The following is a 17194-nucleotide window of genomic DNA, read 5'->3' as shown; positions in this document are numbered from 1 at the left end:
AGATGAGGGAAGAAAAAATCATTCAGTACTTGATTGCCAGTACCGGTCGTCAGTCCTTGTTGAAGCTGGCGGATTTATTCGAAGTCTCACCTCGCACCATTTCCAGTGATATAAAGTTGATCAATGCCGCAGCAAGTCGTCATGGCTTTCAGATTACGAACAAGAGGGGGCTGGGATACGGTCTGGAGATATTTGACCATCCAGCATTTAACAACTATTTCACTCAACTCTCTGCAGAAAATGAACGAGAGATTTTAAATCCAAATTCACGTAAAACAAATATTGCTTTACTGCTGCTTTTTGCAAATGACTATCTGACAATGACTCAGATATCCAATATACTGGCTGTTAGTGTTTCAACTGTGAAAAAAGATATGAATCAAGTGAGAACAGAATTTGAACTGGATGGTCTGACCCTGTATTCAAAACCTCATTATGGATATAAAGTTGTTGGTTCGGAGGAAAACCGGAGAGCACTGATCATTCAACTGCTCCGTAATGAAATCACTCAGCCCAAAATTACGGCAGAGTATGCGGCATTTCTTTCCGCTTTTGATGAAGAGAGGTTTAAAGCCTATTTGATTCAGCAGATTCAGCAGTTTGAAATCAAAATGAACGATCTTGTCTTGGATAATCTGGTCCAGCATGTGGTGCTTTTGGGATTTCGTATCAGGCAGAATAACTTGTTGAAAGAAGTACAGGAACAAGACGAAGCATCAACAGAATATGAAAATCTCACAGATCAAATTGCGGCTTATCTGAAGGCTGAGTTGGGGATTCAACTCCCGGGAAATGAAAAAAATTATTTGACTCGTCAGCTTTATGGAAAAATGCTGGCCGTTAATGAGCTGACCAAATATGATGATCTTCGCAGATATATTGAGCAAAGCTTGAAAGTGATTGATCATAAATACCACACTTTTTTCAGTCATGATGAAGAATTGAGCGGTGCACTGATTCTTCATGTGGCGCCGCTGCTGCAGCGGCTCTACGGCGGACATCAGCTGGAAAATCCGATTATTGAAGATGTATATACCCGCTATGCCAATGTATTTACAATTACCTATGAATTTATTCAACTGATTAGTGATAATGTCGAAGTGAAAATCAGTAAGGATGAAATGGGGTATTTAGCAATTTACTTTGCCGCAAGTCTGGAAAAGACATCTCAGAAAGAGATTAAGCGATATCGATCAATTGCTGTCATTTGTGCGACTGGCGGAGGGGTTTCTTATTTTTTGAAAACCAAACTGGAACAGATTTTTGCCAATGCAGAGGTTCAGACGTTTTCGATCATTGAGAGCAATGAAATTGACGAAGATTTTGACCTGATTATTTCAACGGTACCAATTGAGCAGAAATTTACTAAAATACCTGTCATTTATACACAGGCACTGCTGACAGAAAAAGAAATTCAAAAAATTCAAAATGATCTGCTGCTGATTCGGGAAAATCAGCTGTTGGAAACGGATGTTGATCATCAGCTGTTGTCACTTTTTTCGAAAGAGAATTTTAGTATTGCAAAAGAAACGAGTTACCTTGATTTATTGAAAAAAAGAGCAGAACGGCTGCAGGATGATGGGTATGCTGCGGCTGAGTATACAGAGCTGGTTCTGCAGCGGGAAAAGCTGTTGGATACAATTTATCAAAATGGGATTGCCGGACCTCACCCGATGGAGGCCAGAGCACTGAAAGAATGTATTGATGTTATACTGCTTCGACCGGGATTAACATACAGAAAGAAGCCTGTCCGGTTAATTTTTCTGATTAATATTGAAAACGGACATCTCTTTTTACACAAGGAAATCAGTCGTTTGATGATCCGCATGATTGATGATCAAAATTTGGAGAAGAATTTAAACGGCATTAAGAACTATCAGGACTTTTCTCACTATTTAAGAGAATTGATTAAGAAAGGATAAGCAGACATGACAGAACAGGAAAAAAGTATTTTTCAGATTATATCTTCAGCCGGAGACAGCCGAGGTGCTGCGTTTGAGGCGCTGCGTCTGGCCAGAAAAGGAAAATTTGAGGAAGCGGAAGTAAAGATGCAGGAGGCAAAGGAAAAGAGTATCACAGCCCATGAAGAACAAACTGCATTGATTACCAAAGAAATTAATGGAGAAAAAACAGAAACAACATTATTGATGGTTCATGCTCAGGACCATCTGATGAATAGTCTGCTTGCAAGAGATCTGATCGAAGAGATGATAGGGATGTTGAAAGAGAAAAATCTTGAAGCGTAAGAAAGGATGAAAAAAATGAAAACGTTATTAGTCTGTGCAGGTGGTTTTTCAACAACCATGATGATGGAAGCCATGAAGAAAGTAGTAAAGGATTCAGCTAAGCTTGAAATTGAAGACTATCCGATGGAAGCCATCGGAGTGGATAAGCTGGATCGGTATATTAATGAGTACGATGTTATTTTGGTTGGTCCTCAGCTCAGCCACAAATATGCGTTCATCAAAGGGGAGGCAGACAAACTGAATAAACCTGCTGTTCTGCTTACATCTGATATTTATGGATCAATGGATGGAGCGACAGTCATGAAACAGGCAATATTAGCTTACCGCAAAAATCAATAAATTTGTTATTTGGAGGAGAGAAAATGGAACAACAGAAAGTATCGGCCTTTGACAGAGTTGAAGGATTTATTCGCAGGACCCTTGTACCGGTTGCGAACAAAGTAGATAACAATGCTTATCTGACTGCCATTAAAAAGGGGATGGTCGTCTTAACACCAGCTTTATTACTAGGCTCAGTAGCAGCAATTTTTCCGTCGATTCCAGAGTTTATTAATGCAGCACCTGTTCAAAACTGGTTTGAGCAGTACGGCTACATTTTCGGTCTTTTATCAAAAGTGTCATTAGGGTTGGTGGGTCTTTATGCAGTGCTGGCAATTGCTTATTTTCTGAGTGAACAATGGAAACTCTATACGATTGGGTCCATGATTCTGTCGGCAATTGGTTTTTTACTGGTTTCGATGGATGTGGATGAGAATGGAAATATCATTCCAACCTATCTGGATTCAAAAGGACTATTTGCAGGAATTTTTATCGCTATTATTTGTGTTAAAATCTATCAGTTTTTTACAAAGCATAAGCTTGTTATCAAGATGCCGGAAGGGGTACCTGATTTTGTTTCCAGTTCCTTTGAACTGATTACACCGACAGCAACCATTGGAGTCTTGTTTATTACAGTTCGAGCGGTTACGGATGCACTGACGGGCGGGGGTCTGCTGCCGCAGGTTATTATGGAGTTTCTAGCACCGGCAATTGGTGGACTGGATTCATTAGGGGTCATTTACTTTGTTTTAGTTCTGCGTTTGGTTTTCTGGTTTTTCGGCATTCATTCAGCCGTGTTGTCGCCTATTCTATCGCCGATCGCAGTTCAGTATCTGTCAGAAAATATCGCAGCACATGAAGCAGGTCAGCCGCTGACGCACGTTATTACCGGAGGAACGTTATCCGCGTTCGCAAATTTTACTGGTTCCGGTGTGACAATGGGTCTGGTTATAGCCATGCTTGTCAGCAAATCTCTACGATATAAAAAAGTCGGAGCGGTTGCGCTTCTGCCTTCATTATTTGGGATTAATGAGCCTGTTCTTTTCGGAGTGCCGATTATTTTGAATCCGGTGTTAATGATCCCGTTTATCTTTGGCGGTGCTTTTGTGGGGATGATTCCAATGATCTGCATGAAGCTGGGCTGGCTGAATTATCCGATTTTTGATCCGCCTTATGTACCAGTCTTCATGGAAGGATTTCTGACTGGCTTTGACTGGCGGGCAATTATTATTCAGCTGGTTCAAATTGGTCTGTCTTTTGCTTTATATCTGCCGTTTTTCAAAGTGTTGGAGCGTCAGGAACTTGAGCAGGAAAAAGATGTAAAAGAGAGTCATTCAATCCTAAGTGAAGAAGATGAGGCATTGCTGTCTGATTTAGATTTCTAATGGAATAAAATATGAGGTGGAGGGAGGGTTGCTTTTTCGGTAATCATTCCTCTATTCTCATTCTGTTTTAAAGCAAGGAGGTGCAGCCGATGAATGAACGGCTAAAACAAGTGAAAAAAATAATGCATGAAAACTATTCGATCGATTTTTTGATAGTAAGTGATAAAATCAATTACCGGTACCTGTCTGGTTTTACTGGTTCAAATGGACTTTTAGTTGTGGGGGATGAGCGGGAATATCTGTTAGTTGATGGACGCTATACAGAACAGGCAGAACAGCAGACAGAAAATATCTGTATTCTTACAACAACACCGCAAAAAAATCAGTGGCAGTATCTGGCTGAAATTGTTGGAGATGGCAGTGTCGGCTTTGAACGGTCATCCATTTCTTATCTAATGTATCTTGAACTTGAATCAGTCATTTCTGAGCAGAAGGGAAAACTGATTGAGACCATCCATCTGATTGAACAGCTCCGGATGATTAAAGAGCCGACAGAAATCAGGTATTTAAAAGAGGCTGCGATGTTGGCAGATCAAACGTTTGAGTATATCAAAACAATTATTAAACCAGGTATGTCTGAGTTGGATGTTGCCAATGAAATTGATTACTACAGTAAGCGAATCGGCAGTGAAGGACCTGCATTTGAGACCATTGTGGCATCAGGGAACCGGACAGCCCTGCCTCATGCACATGCATCCCGAAAAGTTATTCAGCCGGATGAGTTGATTATGATTGATTTTGGTTGCATGTATCATGGCTATCATTCTGATATGACACGGACTTTTGCATTGGGAAAAGCAGCTGATAAAATCAAGGAGACATATCAACAGGTTTTGAACGCTCAAAAACAGGCGATTCAGGCGATTGAGACTGGGAAAACGCTGAAGGAAATTGATCAAACTGCTCGAATGTGTTTAGAAGAATCAGGAATTGCCGAGTATTTTTCACATGGACTGGGACATGGTATTGGTCTGTCCTGTCATGAATATCCTGTGGTTAATCATGACAGCACTGTCAATATTCGTGAAGGAATGGTATTTACTGTTGAACCAGGCATTTATTTTCCAGGAGACTACGGTATTCGGATCGAAGATGATATTTTTATCACAGCTGACGGCAGAGTAAAAAGCTTTACACAAACAAGCAAAGAATGGATGGAACTCGAATGGAACTAAAAGATCATTTGCTTTATTTATCAAATTTGGATGGAATTGCGGGAAGAGAAGATGCAGTGGGTGATTATCTGGCAACGATTATCAAACAATCTTCATTTAAGGATACGTTTAAAAATTATTATTTTGGCGATTTGACAACGAAGAAAAAAAGGGTGGCTGTTTATGCACATCTGGATGAGGTTGGCTTTTTCGTTAGAGAGATTGATTCGGCTGGCTTTATTCGTTTTCAGCCAATCGGCGGCTGGTGGGGACATGTCATTTTAGGTCAGAGAGTCCGCATTACTTCGAGAAAAACCGGACAGACTTTTATTGGAATTGTCGGAACGCTGTCTGAAGGTTCTGTGATGGATGACAGGGTTGTTGAGGTTGATAAGATGTATATTGATCTTGGTGCCGGCAGTCGGCAGGAGGCAGCAGATCTGGAAATTCAGATTGGTGATATGATCACACCGGATACAGCTGCTCAGGAAACGGCAACAGGTAACTTCATTACAGGAAAAGCATTGGATAACCGTGTAGGCTGTAGTGTAATGGCTGGTGTTATGGATTATTTTTCCAAGAATGAACTGGCTCAGATCGAAGTTCTGGGTGTTGCGACGGCTCAGGAAGAGGCAGGTACACGGGGATCAAAAGTGGCTGCACCGAAGGTTCGGGGAGATATTAATCTGATCATCGATGTAGCAAACGGGAAGGATACACCGAAGGCTGCTTCAACCAAAACCCGTATTTTAGGAGCAGGTCCCGGTATCTGTCTGTATGATAAAACGGCACTTGCCGATATAACTTTGGCAGATGCGTTGAAGGAAACAGCTGAGTCGAATCAGATTCCTTATCAATTTGATCAGTTTACTGGCGGTGGAACAGATGCCGGCTCCATTCAACTTTATGAAGGAAAACCAACAATTGTTATAAGTGTTCCAGTCCGCTACTGTCATTCATGGAATTCCATGGTTCATTTGTCAGATTGTGAAAATGCCGTTACGCTGATTTGTCGATATATTGAAAATTTTGAAAAGAAATTGGGTGAGTTGAATGACAAATTTTGATCGAGTAATCTCCAGATACGGAACCTATTCTACACAGTGGGACTATATTCAGGATCGTTTCGGGGAGAAAAATTTACTGCCTTTTTCTATTTCAGATATGGATTTCGAGCTTCCCTCTGGAACGAAGCAAGTGTTGAATGCAGCTGTAGAAAAAGGGATTTTTGGCTATACCCGCTGGAATCATAAAGAGTTTAAAGGAGCTATAAGCGGTTGGTTCCGCCGACAGTTTCACACACAGCTGAAAGATGACTGGATTGTCTACAGTCCCAGCGTAATCTACAGCTTATCTACAGCATTGCAGCTGCTTTCAAAGAGAGCGGGAAAGATTGTCACGCTGACACCTTGTTATGATGCCTTTTTTAATACTATCAAAGAGAATCATCAGCAGTTAATCTCAGTTAGTCTGATAAAAAATGAACGGTTTGATATTGATTTTTCAACACTTGAAGAAGCATTTAAAACAGAACAGCCGGAGCTTTTTCTTTTATGTAATCCTCATAACCCAACTGGCAGAGCATTTACGGAAGAAGAGCTTTTAACTATCATTGATCTGTGTAATCGTTATCAGGTTGGTCTGATCAGTGATGAGATTCATATGGATATTCGACGGTCGGGCATTGATCATCTTCCAGTACTAAAATTTATTAAGCAGATTAAAGTACCGGTTATGTTGGTGTCTTCAGCTTCAAAATCATTTAATACACCCGGATTAGGCTGTTCGTATTGTGTGATTCCTGATGAAAAATTGAGGGATCAGTTTTTGACTGTGTTAAAAGGTCGTGATGGTTTATCATCTGTTCCTTATCTCGGGCTGTTGGCATTGCAGGACTGCTATACACATCAGGAGCTGTGGCTGCAAGAGCTGAATCATTATATTGATGGAAATTTTCAGGTGATGCATGAACAATTGAAGAATCATCCATTCATCTCATCGTATATACCTGAAGCTAGTTATCTGGCTTGGCTTGATTTGACAACTTTACCGGTTAACATGGCTCAACTGCAAAAGGTGCTTATTCAACAGGAAAAAGTAGCGATTATGCGAGGAGAAACCTATGGAGCAGAAGGAAGTATGTATCTGCGTCTGAACCTTGGTGCACCCCGAGAGAAGGTACTGGAAGGAACAGAACGTCTGTTGAGGGGAATTCAGGCTGTTTTGTAGTAAAAAGATGAAAGACAAGACTATGTCGCATGCTCTAAAAAACGAATAGACGGTGTTCCCGTCTTTGTATGATTCGAGCATTCGTAAGAAGCGCAGGAGCACGTGCATGAACTTAACTGCGACGAGTAACTGCAGGAGCACGTGCATGAACTTAACTGCGACGAGTAATCGCAGGAGCAAGTTCTTACATGTCCCTCAGACATGCGACGAGTAACCGCAGGAGCAGATGATACTTGATATCTCGAGGTAAAACACTTTTTTATCTGACCAGACATTGAATATTGGCAGCTTCCATCACTGCTTTATAGGTGTACAAATCCTCTGTATGCAGCTGAGGAATATCATGCATTGCATAATCCCGATTCAAGTATTGATACTTTTTTTCACCAAACTGGTGGAAGGGCAGCAGTTCAATCTGATTAACGCCCATTTCATTGAATAGCTTTGAAAATTCTTCTGCATCAGCCAGACTATCATTATAAAAGGGAATAACCGGAATTCTAACTACGAGTCCGGCATGCGTGCGAACTGCTGTCTGCAAATTCTTTAAAATCAGTTCATTCGGTACACCGATGCCGCTTTTATGCTTGGCTGAATCATAATGCTTTACATCAAAATATAATAAATCAACATGCTGGATAAATGCTTCAAAAACATCAGTTTTTGCATAACCGGTTGTCTCACAGGCGGTGTGAATATTTTTCTTTTTAAGCTCTTTTAGTAATTCAGTTGCAAAGACTGCCTGATACAAAACTTCTCCGCCTGACAACGTAACACCACCACCCGATTCTTCATAAAAGGGTTCGTCTTTCATGACCTCATTGACAATTTCAGCGATTGTCTTATATTCTCCTATAATTGTTGTCTCTTTTTTTTGGCTATTCCACATTTGTTCAGGTTCACCGCACTGTGATTCTGGATTTGAACACCAGTAGCATTTCAGCGGACAGCCTTTAAAGAAAACAACAGTTCGAATACCGGGGCCATCATGAATACTGAATTTTTGAATATTGAATATGCATGCTGTTTCACTCATTACTTTTCCCTCCTGTTTTTCAGTTCGATTTTAACATATGTAATTTCATTCGTAAATATTTTTAGTTTCGAAAATAAAATTTGTTGGATTGAGATAACTGAAAGGCTGTGATAAACTAATGAAAGCAGGAGGACTTATCTTATGTCGAGAGAAGAAGATATTATTTCAATAGTAAGCAGTCAAAAGAAAATAGAAGTGAATCAACTAGCTGAGCAGTTAAATGTTTCAAAGGTAACGATTCGAAAAGATCTGGACAAGCTGGAAGCACGAGGGATACTTCACCGTCAGCACGGTTTTGCTCTGCTGAATAATGAAGCAGATATCAATTATCGCTTAGCTAAGAACTATGATTTAAAGCTGAAAATTGCCAAAAAAGCTGCAAAGAGTGTCTCTGATGGAGAGATCGTTATGATTGAATCAGGATCAACCTGTACATTATTGGCAGAGGAATTGGCATTTAACAGAAATAATATCACAATTATTACTAATTCAAGCTTTATTGCTTCTTATATCCGCAAAGCGGAAAGTGTAAAAATTATTCTTTTAGGCGGAGAATATCAAAAGGAATCACAGGTTAATGTTGGACCGCTGATAAAGAAAGTTGTGGAAAATTTTCACGTGGATAAGTTGTTTGTCGGCGTTGACGGCTGTGACGAAAAGCGGGGATTCACTGGGAGCGATATCACTCGTTGTGATGCAGCAAGAATGATGGCGGAACATGCTGACAAGACCATTGTGCTGACGGATTCAAGCAAATTTATGCAAAAAGGTGTAGTTGCTGAGTTTGGCTTTGATGAGGTTTCTCTAGTTTATACAGATCAGGCAATTACTAAAGAGAAGAAGCAGTTATTAGAAAAAAGACAGATTGAGGTAGTGGCTGTATAAAAAGCATCATTTGATGCTTTTTTATTTTTGCACATATGTGCAACTTTATCTTAATTCTAAACAGGAATTGAATTTTCAATTGAATAATGATATGTTTGTTTCAAAAGAAACTAATTTTCGTTTCAAAAGAAAATAGATCGGAGGGATTCAAGTGAATACGGTAATAGAAAAAGAGAGACTGAGATCCTACTTTGGGGAGCTGACTCCCAGAATGGCAGCATACCGCGAAAGTGTCTTGTCTACAAAGCCTTATGTCTGTGCAGAGCGCGCCCTTTTAACTACTGAGGCATATAAAGAATACCAGGATCAGCCGGTGGTTTTAAAACGGGCATATATGTTGAAAAATATCCTTGAGCACATGACATTATACATTGAAGATGAAAGTCTGCTGGCAGGAAATCAGGCTGCTGCGAATCGGTCGGCACCGATTTTTCCGGAATATGCGATGGACTGGGTAATTGCAGAATTGGACGAATTTGAACAACGTGATGGGGATGTTTTTTATATTACTGAAGAAACAAAAGAAGAGCTTCGTTCCATTTCTGATTACTGGAAGCACAATACAACAAAAGAAAAAGGTCTGGCAGCGATTCCTCCAGCCAGTCGCGTATTTTATGATTTGGGTATTATCAAGGCAGAAGGAAATATCACTTCCGGAGATGCACATATTGCAGTAAGTTATGAAACAGTTATTAAGAGCGGATTGAAGGGTTATCGGGAACGTGTGGAAAAATTAATGAAGGAATTGGATCTAACAGTTTTGGAAAATCAGAAGAAACTGTATTTCTATGAATCAGTTCTAATTACGCTGGATGCTGTTCAAAATTTTGCGTTGCGGTATGCAAAACTGGCAGAGGAAAAGGCGAGGTTGTCATCACCTGAACGAGCGGTGGAATTAAAGGAGATGGCGCGTGTTTTGAAAAAGGTTCCTTATGAGCCGGCAGAAACATTTTATGAAGCGATTCAGTCTGTTTGGATGATTCAGCTGGTTTTACAAATTGAATCAAATGGTCACTCACTCTCTTATGGTCGAATGGATCAGTATTTGAATCCACTGCTGGAAAAAGATTTAGCTGAGGGAAAAATGACCGAAGAAACTGCTGTGGAGCTGCTGACTAACCTCTGGATTAAAACGATTACGATTAATAAAATCCGCAGCTGGTCGCATACGCAATTCAGTGCCGGAAGCCCTTTGTATCAAAACGTAACGATTGGCGGACAGACAACAGAGAAAAAAGATGCAGTAAACAAATTATCCTATCTGATATTGCGCAGTGTGGCTCAGACCAAGCTGCCGCAGCCTAATTTAACTGTTCGCTATCATAAAGGACTGGATGATAGGTTTATGCGGGAATGTGTGGAAGTGATTAGAATTGGTATCGGGATGCCGGCATTTAACAATGATGAGATTATTATTCCGTCCTTTATTGAAAAGGGAATAAAAGAGGAGGATGCTTATAATTATAGTGCAATTGGCTGTGTGGAAACAGCAGTTCCGGGAAAATGGGGCTATCGCTGTACGGGTATGAGCTTTATTAACTTCCCCAAAACATTGCTGATTGCGATGAATAATGGTGTTGATCCGAAATCAGGAACTAAACTGGTTGAAGGATTGGGACATTTCGAAGAGATGACCTCTTACGAAGAGTTGGAAAAAGCCTGGGATCATGTGATTCGTGATTTCACCAAACATAGTGTCATTATTGAAAACAGCTGTGATATGGTTTTGGAAGAGGATGTCCCAGATGTTTTATGCTCAGCGCTGACAGAAGACTGTATTGGACGAGGAAAAACGTTGAAAGAAGGCGGTGCTGTTTACGACTTTATTTCAGGACTGCAGGTAGGGATTGCTAATTTGGCTGATTCACTGGCAGCAATTAAAAAGCTGGTTTTTGAAGAACAGAAGATAACTCAGAAAGAGCTTTGGGAGGCATTAATGACGGACTTTGCCGAAGAAAAAGGACAGGTAATTCAAAAACTATTATTGGAAGAAGCACCGAAATATGGTAATGATGATGATTACGTGGATCAGCTGGTTGTTGATGCGTATGACAGCTATATTGATGAGGTGAAAAAATATCCGAATACCCGTTTTGGCAGAGGACCAATCGGTGGTACAAGATATGCAGGAACTTCATCAATTTCAGCCAATGTTGGACAGGGAAGGGGAACGATGGCAACGCCTGACGGACGAAACGCTTCAACTCCTTTGGCGGAAGGCTGCTCTCCTTCTCACTCCATGGATAAAAATGGACCAACTGCAGTACTGAAAACTGTTTCGAAGCTGCCAACTAAAGAAATTACCGGGGGTGTATTGCTGAATCAGAAAGTAACCCCGCAGGTTTTGGAAAAAGAAGAGGATCGGATGAAACTGGTTATGCTGCTGAGAACTTTCTTCAATCGATTGCACGGTTATCATATTCAGTACAACGTTGTTTCAAAAGACACACTGCGGGATGCGCAGGCACGTCCTGAAAAATACCGGGATTTAATCGTTCGGGTAGCAGGTTACTCAGCATTTTTCAATGTTCTGTCCAAAGCAACACAGGATGATATTATTGAGCGGACGGAGCATATATTGTAGGTATTAGAACGTAAATAAAATTTGCCTGTAAATGATAGAAAGACAGCTGAATAAAGTACTTTGCATTTTTAAGAAGATGTGACAAACACCCATGAGGGCGATCGCCCTCATGGGTGTTTGTCTCGACCTCTTTTTCTTAGTCTTTATAAAATTTATGTCTCTTTGATAATTCTGCATAAAAAAATTCTTCATCATGTTCCTGAAGCCCTGAGACCTGTCCGTCGCCTATCTCTATAATGATCAATTTGCCAGTTGTTTTTCTAGCATAGTCGACTGTGAAGAAAGGAGAGTGTATTTTCTTTCCCTGTTGTTTGATAAACCGCTCTTCCTCTTCCGAAAGCTGTACAGAATCATTATGCCAATAATCTATTAATGCAATCGGTTCATTTAGCCAATAAAAGACTCGATACTCTTCAAAAATTGGTGTATAACTTTTAGGATGTTCTCCAATTTTCATCAATTCAACAAATTCCCTCAAAACAATACCGCCCATTAAATTTTTTTCCTGACGTTCAATAAATGTATTGATTACTTTCAAGGCCTGTGTTGTATCGGACACATCAGGGACAAAAAAAGCATCGTGCCATTCATGCTTTCTGCTTTTAACAAAATCCTTTACGGTGACTGCACCGCTGAAGTGGGAAAGTAGATTAATCAAGGCTGTTTCTGATAAACTCTCTGTCCAATTCGTCTGCAGCATATGAGGCATACCAGCCCAGCTTGGAAGCAAGTGAGTATTTTTGTACTCTGAAAGAGCGGTCAACATCGAAGCTCCCTGTTGCTCAACGGCTTGTTGAAGCTGGTCATACTGACAAGGTGTCAGCATCCATCCTCGATAGACGATTATCTCGTTTTCAGTCAGGAGACGACTCAATTTTACTTTGTTTGATTCCATCAATGGCTCCAGCTGCAGCAAGGCAACATTAAACTATTGTTTTGCTGCATCATATTCTTTTTTATAGTCCTCATCCGGTAAGCTTGTATCGAGTGGATCTGCGGGAAACAGGAAGAGATAGTGAGAAATCATCTAGTTTCCTCCTTTTTGTATGCTTCATTAATTATATCAGGAATAGCGGAAACATTGATAGAATGACTGAAAATTAGTGTTCTAAAATTCGACCGGTTGAATGAGTGAAAAGAATTAGAGGATGGATTCCAGCTTAAAATAAGTGAGCGACTGACAAAAATCACCAAGTAGTTTTGCTTACAGAGATAATTGATTTAGACTCAGCATTAATTGATGTTAAAGTTTTTTCGGATGGTTAAACAAAAAGTGTAGAATGATATATAATGGAAAGTAGCTATGAGAGAAGAATCGATTAATTTATTTTTCGATCAATCGGATGGAAGAGCTATTTTCTGGTAAAAATGGTTTCGTTAAGGAGAAATAGTATTTTTCTGCAACTTCTTTCCAAATACAATTCTAGAACATTACACAATAACCAAGCAAATGAACGGTCATTAAATTATCAAGGAACAAAAAATAACGATTGAACCGAAAAATCAGTTTATAAGTTTAGTTTATGAGGAAATATGGTATGAGAATGGTGTTTTCAAAACAGGAGCTGCTTGTAATTGTAGAAATGTTAAATGCAGAACCAATTGATTCCCGTTCTTATTTTGGATGGCAATACTAGCTTGTGGTAAGTCTGAAGCTCCAGAAGAGTGGCTGTTGGATTTGGTCTTTACTAACAAAAATTAAGCTGCTGTTCAGGTGTTTAGAAAATACATATATGACCTGCTCTTTGGGGAATTATCTGGAGGAATGGACTATTATACTGCTTCAATGTATATCCGCTATCGATTAGGATTTATCAGTTGGAAAAATTTTCTAATAATGTGTGGGCATGAAGCAGACAGACGTTGCAAAGAAAAATCTGACTGCAGCTGCTTCTTGGTATTTCTAACTGAAGCTGAAGGGAAGCAAAAGCTGTTTCGTGAGGTCAGACAAAGAAATCAGGCAGAGGTATCAAAAGGAGATTCAACAAGCGACACAGTTGAAAGTTTTTTTGACACGTTTTACAACGAGGAAATTTGTTAGCTGATTAGATGACAGGAAGGGAAAAGATAAATGATAAAAAATATTGTATTTGATGTAGGAAATGTACTGGTGCACTATGCTCCGGCAAAATTTATTAAGAGATTCACAGATGTTCCAGAATATCAGGAGCTGCTGCTTCATGAGATTTTTCTGTCTGTAGAATGGATTAAGTATGATCGGGGAACGATCTCCAAAGAAGAATTAGGCAGAATGATTTGCAGCAGGGTAAAGGAAAATCTTCATGATACTGTGTTGGAAATTATTGACTGCTGGCACGAAGAAATCAAACCGAATGAAGCGATGAAACCTCTTGTAAAACAACTGAAAGATCAAGGATACAAGTTATATATTCTTTCTAATGCTCCTCATGCCTTTCATGAATTTAAACATAGAATTCCGGCGTTGGATCTTTTTGATAGTGCTTTTGTATCAGCTGAATGGAAGCTTTTGAAACCCCAAATCGAAATATTCCAGGCTTTTTGCAGTCATTTTCAACTGGTTCCGAGTGAATGCCTTTTTATTGATGATCTGGCGATAAATGTTGAGGGAGCAATCAATGCCGGAATGGACGGCTGTATTTTTAAAGGAAATATTCAGGAGCTGGTTTTGAAACTGGAAAATGCAGGAGTGAAATTGGATAAAAAGCAGCTGAACTTGAATATAAGTGATGACTGACGATATTTTTCTTAACTGTTACTTTGTAAATGATTTATCTATTATTAATAAGCAGAAATCTGATGTTATTTTCAGGTTTCTGCTTGTTTTCATTTTTCTGACTTAAACAGAGATCAGGTTGGGATTCAACTGCTTCAGTTTTTTAAACAACTCAGAGCACTCATTCAAATCTGTGATAACCCAATCGAACTCACGGATGCTGCCAATCTTGCAAAAAAATGTCTTTTCAAATTTAGTATGGTCTGCAACCAGCACATTTATTTTTGACTGAGCCATAATTGCCTGTTTCGTAAAGGTGTCTTCTTCACTTAGGAGAGTAACATTTCCTTGAGCATCAATTCCTTCAGTACCTATAAAGCAAATGTCAAAGTGATAGCTCCTAATATAACTGGCTGTTTCGATTCCTAAAAAGCCTTTTGAGAGTTCTCTGTATTTGCCTGGAATACTGTGGAGCATGATTCCTTCAATTTTTGAGAGAGCATTCAGAACCAAAAGAGAGTTAGAAAAAAAGTTACAGTATTTAAATGAAAATAATTCCTGAGCAACAAACAGAGTAGTGGTTCCTGTTTCAATAAAGACAGCATCTCCGTTTTTTACCAGATTTTTACAGTATTTAGCTATCATTTTTTTTTCTTCCACAGAGACATCTTCTTTGATGGACATAGGGTATTCCAGTAAATTTGCATCTTTATAAACAGCGCCGCCATGGAACAGTTCAACAATCTGCTGATTTGCCAGTTCTTTTAAATCCCGACCGATTGTCATGGAAGATACTGATAATTCATCAGCCAATTCTTTGGTAGTCACTTGTCCGGTCATTCGGATTCTTTCCACGATTAAATCCTGTCGCTGTTTTTGGTTCATTCTCTCTCCCTCTTTTCTTCAAATTATTATTTTAAACCCTCTGTAGAAATGACTGTTCTAAGACTAGTGATGGTTGGGTTTGTTTCTGAGCTCTTAAATTCAATTTTCTCTGAAACCTAACAGCCTATTTTTTTACTGAAAAAGCCAGATTTTGATTTAGCAGGAAAGGTCTGTAATAAGCCACGATGTCATTCAACGGCAAAATGTCTTCTGAAAGCTGTATATTTAATTCGTTAATAATGTAGTCTCTGCGTTTGGAAAAACGTTCCCACATTTCAGGATATTCCTTTTGGATTTCAGCACGCAGCTCGTTATCTGCCAGTACAATACCATCTTCGCAGCTGACTCCGCCGTACCCCTTTACTTTAGGGATGATGTCAATTTGAAACAGCTGCCCGCTTTTAAGAATACTGGTTGAGCCCTCATAAAAAGGAGAAGCCATCCATTCTTCATCTGCTGTAAAATGACCGGGATTTAATTCCCAGTGATAGTTTTCTTTTGGCAGTATGGTCTGAATTGTGTCAAATAATTCTTTTCCAGTCATCCCGATTCGAATTGTCTCCAGCCAGGTAACAAATGCCTGATAATACGGCTGAGCAATTTTTTCTTCATAATCCTGTACAGCTGCCGGCAGATCTTTTGGAGACTGAGCAATATAGGCGGCTCGACTGGATAGTCCGCCCTTATAGCCAGTTGTTAATGAAAAGGTATCCCCTAGCTGAACCTGCTTATTTCTTGGATAAAGTACAGCGTTTGTGAACCGATCACCTGTTGCACAAATCGTTGTAACACTGTGAGGCTGTCCGGAAGCAGCCAGTGTTTCTGCCAGATCAAGCTCAGTTTTACCGAGCTTGATCCGATTTAGAGTAGTCAAAATACATTGACCAGCCAAGGCAGCACCGTATTCGTAATGTGCTATTTCATTTGCGTTGTTCACGGTTCTTAGACCATCAGAAGGACCAATCAGTAAATCTGCATAATTCATTAACTGAGCCGGACTGGCAACGAGCTTTTCCAGTCCTGAAACAATGAAATGGGGCAGATCAAATAGTGATCGATTATCCTGATAAGCTGTAGTGAAATTTTTCCAGCCGATAAGCCCCAGCCGACTGTCTTCATGAATGCCGGCCTGTACCAAATAACTGGTGAAAGGGGCGTCATCTTCCATCGGCTGATTAGGTAAAGAAAAGTAAGGGACATGAATGACTTCGGCAGCTATGCGGGAATAGCTGCCCATTTTTGTATTTTCATTTCCTAAAAGTAAAAAAGCACTGCCGTTTGAATGAACAACCAGACAGGCTTCTTCAAAACGGGGAATAAATCCAGTCAAATATTCGAAATTTGAACCATGCTCACGGTCCGCATAGATAAAAATAGTATCCAATTGATGTTCCTTCATTTTCGTCAATAGATTATTTTTTCTTTCTTCCATAGTCGTCTGACTCAAATCGACTGGAAATAACTTTTGGGATATAGTAGGTTGCGCGATTTCTGAGGTAACAATTTTCATTTTTCTTCTCCTCTATAAGTAATGATTTTCTACAAGTTTAATATAGCATGGTAAATATAACGAAACAACATATAACTTTATTTTTGTTATAATTTGTTAATTTCAAAGCGGATGTCAAATATAAAATCAATCTAAAGATAAATACATCGGAAATGCCTATTAATTATTGTCATTAAAGAATGACCAAATAGTAAATTATCTAAACAAATTGTATTTTTGGACTGCTGTATAGTATGTGCTTTTTTTCCTTTATTTCCTGAATCAAGA

Annotated in this window: 15 protein-coding genes; 11 read left to right on the top strand and 4 right to left on the bottom strand. The window is 39.5% G+C overall.

Features of this window, described 5'->3' with window-relative positions; all coding sequences use genetic code 11:
- Positions 1-2 precede the first annotated feature (2 nt).
- The 7 genes from LI951_RS10755 to LI951_RS10725 all read left to right on the top strand — a co-directional run bounded on the left by LI951_RS10755 (position 3) and on the right by LI951_RS10725 (position 7332).
- The gene (locus tag LI951_RS10755) at positions 3-1922 is read left to right on the top strand and encodes a BglG family transcription antiterminator (RefSeq protein WP_229442135.1); all 1920 of its coding nucleotides are present in this window, start codon (positions 3-5) and stop codon (positions 1920-1922) included.
- A gap of 6 nt (positions 1923-1928) precedes the next feature.
- Entirely contained in the window at positions 1929-2246 is a 318-nt protein-coding gene (locus tag LI951_RS10750; RefSeq protein ID WP_202067088.1) for a PTS lactose/cellobiose transporter subunit IIA, read from the top strand.
- A 15-nt stretch (positions 2247-2261) separates the two neighbouring features.
- Positions 2262-2585, top strand: a complete 324-nt coding sequence (locus LI951_RS10745; protein WP_202067087.1) for a PTS sugar transporter subunit IIB — start codon at positions 2262-2264, stop codon at positions 2583-2585.
- Positions 2586-2608: 23 nt separating this feature from the next.
- Positions 2609-3949: a PTS sugar transporter subunit IIC gene (locus tag LI951_RS10740; RefSeq protein WP_229442134.1), complete on the top strand. Its 1341-nt coding sequence runs from the start codon at positions 2609-2611 to the stop codon at positions 3947-3949.
- Positions 3950-4038: 89 nt separating this feature from the next.
- Positions 4039-5124: a M24 family metallopeptidase gene (locus LI951_RS10735; RefSeq protein ID WP_229442133.1), complete on the top strand. Its 1086-nt coding sequence runs from the start codon at positions 4039-4041 to the stop codon at positions 5122-5124.
- Entirely contained in the window at positions 5115-6170 is a 1056-nt protein-coding gene (locus LI951_RS10730; RefSeq protein ID WP_229442132.1) for a M42 family metallopeptidase, read from the top strand. The genes LI951_RS10735 and LI951_RS10730 overlap by 10 nt, the downstream gene beginning before the upstream one ends.
- Entirely contained in the window at positions 6157-7332 is a 1176-nt protein-coding gene (locus tag LI951_RS10725) for a MalY/PatB family protein (protein WP_229442131.1), read from the top strand. The genes LI951_RS10730 and LI951_RS10725 overlap by 14 nt, the downstream gene beginning before the upstream one ends.
- A gap of 259 nt (positions 7333-7591) precedes the next feature.
- Here LI951_RS10725 and LI951_RS10720 read toward each other — a convergent pair whose 3' ends face one another.
- Positions 7592-8368, bottom strand: a complete 777-nt coding sequence (locus tag LI951_RS10720) for a glycyl-radical enzyme activating protein (RefSeq protein WP_202067082.1) — start codon at positions 8366-8368, stop codon at positions 7592-7594.
- 141 nt (positions 8369-8509) lie between these two features.
- Here LI951_RS10720 and LI951_RS10715 point away from each other — a divergent pair, with 141 nt between their 5' ends.
- Positions 8510-9253: a DeoR/GlpR family DNA-binding transcription regulator gene (locus LI951_RS10715; protein ID WP_202067081.1), complete on the top strand. Its 744-nt coding sequence runs from the start codon at positions 8510-8512 to the stop codon at positions 9251-9253.
- Positions 9254-9464: 211 nt separating this feature from the next.
- Complete coding sequence (locus LI951_RS10710; RefSeq protein ID WP_202067112.1) at positions 9465-11837, top strand: glycyl radical protein; 2373 nt, start codon at positions 9465-9467, stop codon at positions 11835-11837.
- Positions 11838-11973: 136 nt separating this feature from the next.
- On the opposite strand, the gene LI951_RS10705 is transcribed toward LI951_RS10710, so the two are convergent.
- Positions 11974-12732 carry an ATP-grasp domain-containing protein gene (locus tag LI951_RS10705; protein WP_229442130.1) on the bottom strand — a complete coding sequence of 253 codons (759 nt, stop codon included), beginning with the start codon at positions 12730-12732 and terminating at the stop codon, positions 11974-11976.
- A gap of 870 nt (positions 12733-13602) precedes the next feature.
- Here LI951_RS10705 and LI951_RS10700 point away from each other — a divergent pair.
- Positions 13603-13878, top strand: coding sequence for a hypothetical protein (locus tag LI951_RS10700; RefSeq protein ID WP_229442129.1), 276 nt, complete (start codon positions 13603-13605; stop codon positions 13876-13878).
- A 30-nt stretch (positions 13879-13908) separates the two neighbouring features.
- Positions 13909-14553, top strand: a complete 645-nt coding sequence (locus tag LI951_RS10695; protein WP_229442128.1) for an HAD family hydrolase — start codon at positions 13909-13911, stop codon at positions 14551-14553.
- A gap of 102 nt (positions 14554-14655) precedes the next feature.
- On the opposite strand, the gene LI951_RS10690 is transcribed toward LI951_RS10695, so the two are convergent.
- Both LI951_RS10690 and LI951_RS10685 read right to left on the bottom strand, forming a co-directional pair.
- Positions 14656-15417, bottom strand: a complete 762-nt coding sequence (locus tag LI951_RS10690; protein ID WP_229442127.1) for a DeoR/GlpR family DNA-binding transcription regulator — start codon at positions 15415-15417, stop codon at positions 14656-14658.
- A 124-nt stretch (positions 15418-15541) separates the two neighbouring features.
- Positions 15542-16927, bottom strand: a complete 1386-nt coding sequence (locus LI951_RS10685; protein WP_229442126.1) for a M24 family metallopeptidase — start codon at positions 16925-16927, stop codon at positions 15542-15544.
- Between the last annotated feature and the right edge of the window lie 267 nt (positions 16928-17194).

Source organism: Enterococcus sp. BWT-B8, assembly GCF_020567625.1.
Taxonomy (GTDB): Bacteria; Bacillota; Bacilli; order Lactobacillales; family Enterococcaceae; genus Enterococcus_L.
This window is presented reverse-complemented; position numbering and strand designations above follow the sequence as displayed.

Bases quoted from the DNA above. Each gene is read 5' to 3' on its own strand.
- LI951_RS10755 (WP_229442135.1), top strand. From the start codon at position 3: ATGAGGGAAGAAAAAATCATTCAGTACTTGATTGCCAGTACCGGTCGT.
- LI951_RS10750 (WP_202067088.1), top strand. From the start codon at position 1,929: ATGACAGAACAGGAAAAAAGTATTTTTCAGATTATATCTTCAGCCGGA.
- LI951_RS10745 (WP_202067087.1), top strand. From the start codon at position 2,262: ATGAAAACGTTATTAGTCTGTGCAGGTGGTTTTTCAACAACCATGATG.
- LI951_RS10740 (WP_229442134.1), top strand. From the start codon at position 2,609: ATGGAACAACAGAAAGTATCGGCCTTTGACAGAGTTGAAGGATTTATT.
- LI951_RS10735 (WP_229442133.1), top strand. From the start codon at position 4,039: ATGAATGAACGGCTAAAACAAGTGAAAAAAATAATGCATGAAAACTAT.
- LI951_RS10730 (WP_229442132.1), top strand. From the start codon at position 5,115: ATGGAACTAAAAGATCATTTGCTTTATTTATCAAATTTGGATGGAATT.
- LI951_RS10725 (WP_229442131.1), top strand. From the start codon at position 6,157: ATGACAAATTTTGATCGAGTAATCTCCAGATACGGAACCTATTCTACA.
- LI951_RS10720 (WP_202067082.1), bottom strand. From the start codon at position 8,368: ATGAGTGAAACAGCATGCATATTCAATATTCAAAAATTCAGTATTCAT.
- LI951_RS10715 (WP_202067081.1), top strand. From the start codon at position 8,510: ATGTCGAGAGAAGAAGATATTATTTCAATAGTAAGCAGTCAAAAGAAA.
- LI951_RS10710 (WP_202067112.1), top strand. From the start codon at position 9,465: ATGGCAGCATACCGCGAAAGTGTCTTGTCTACAAAGCCTTATGTCTGT.
- LI951_RS10705 (WP_229442130.1), bottom strand. From the start codon at position 12,732: ATGGAATCAAACAAAGTAAAATTGAGTCGTCTCCTGACTGAAAACGAG.
- LI951_RS10700 (WP_229442129.1), top strand. From the start codon at position 13,603: ATGGACTATTATACTGCTTCAATGTATATCCGCTATCGATTAGGATTT.
- LI951_RS10695 (WP_229442128.1), top strand. From the start codon at position 13,909: ATGATAAAAAATATTGTATTTGATGTAGGAAATGTACTGGTGCACTAT.
- LI951_RS10690 (WP_229442127.1), bottom strand. From the start codon at position 15,417: ATGAACCAAAAACAGCGACAGGATTTAATCGTGGAAAGAATCCGAATG.
- LI951_RS10685 (WP_229442126.1), bottom strand. From the start codon at position 16,927: ATGAAAATTGTTACCTCAGAAATCGCGCAACCTACTATATCCCAAAAG.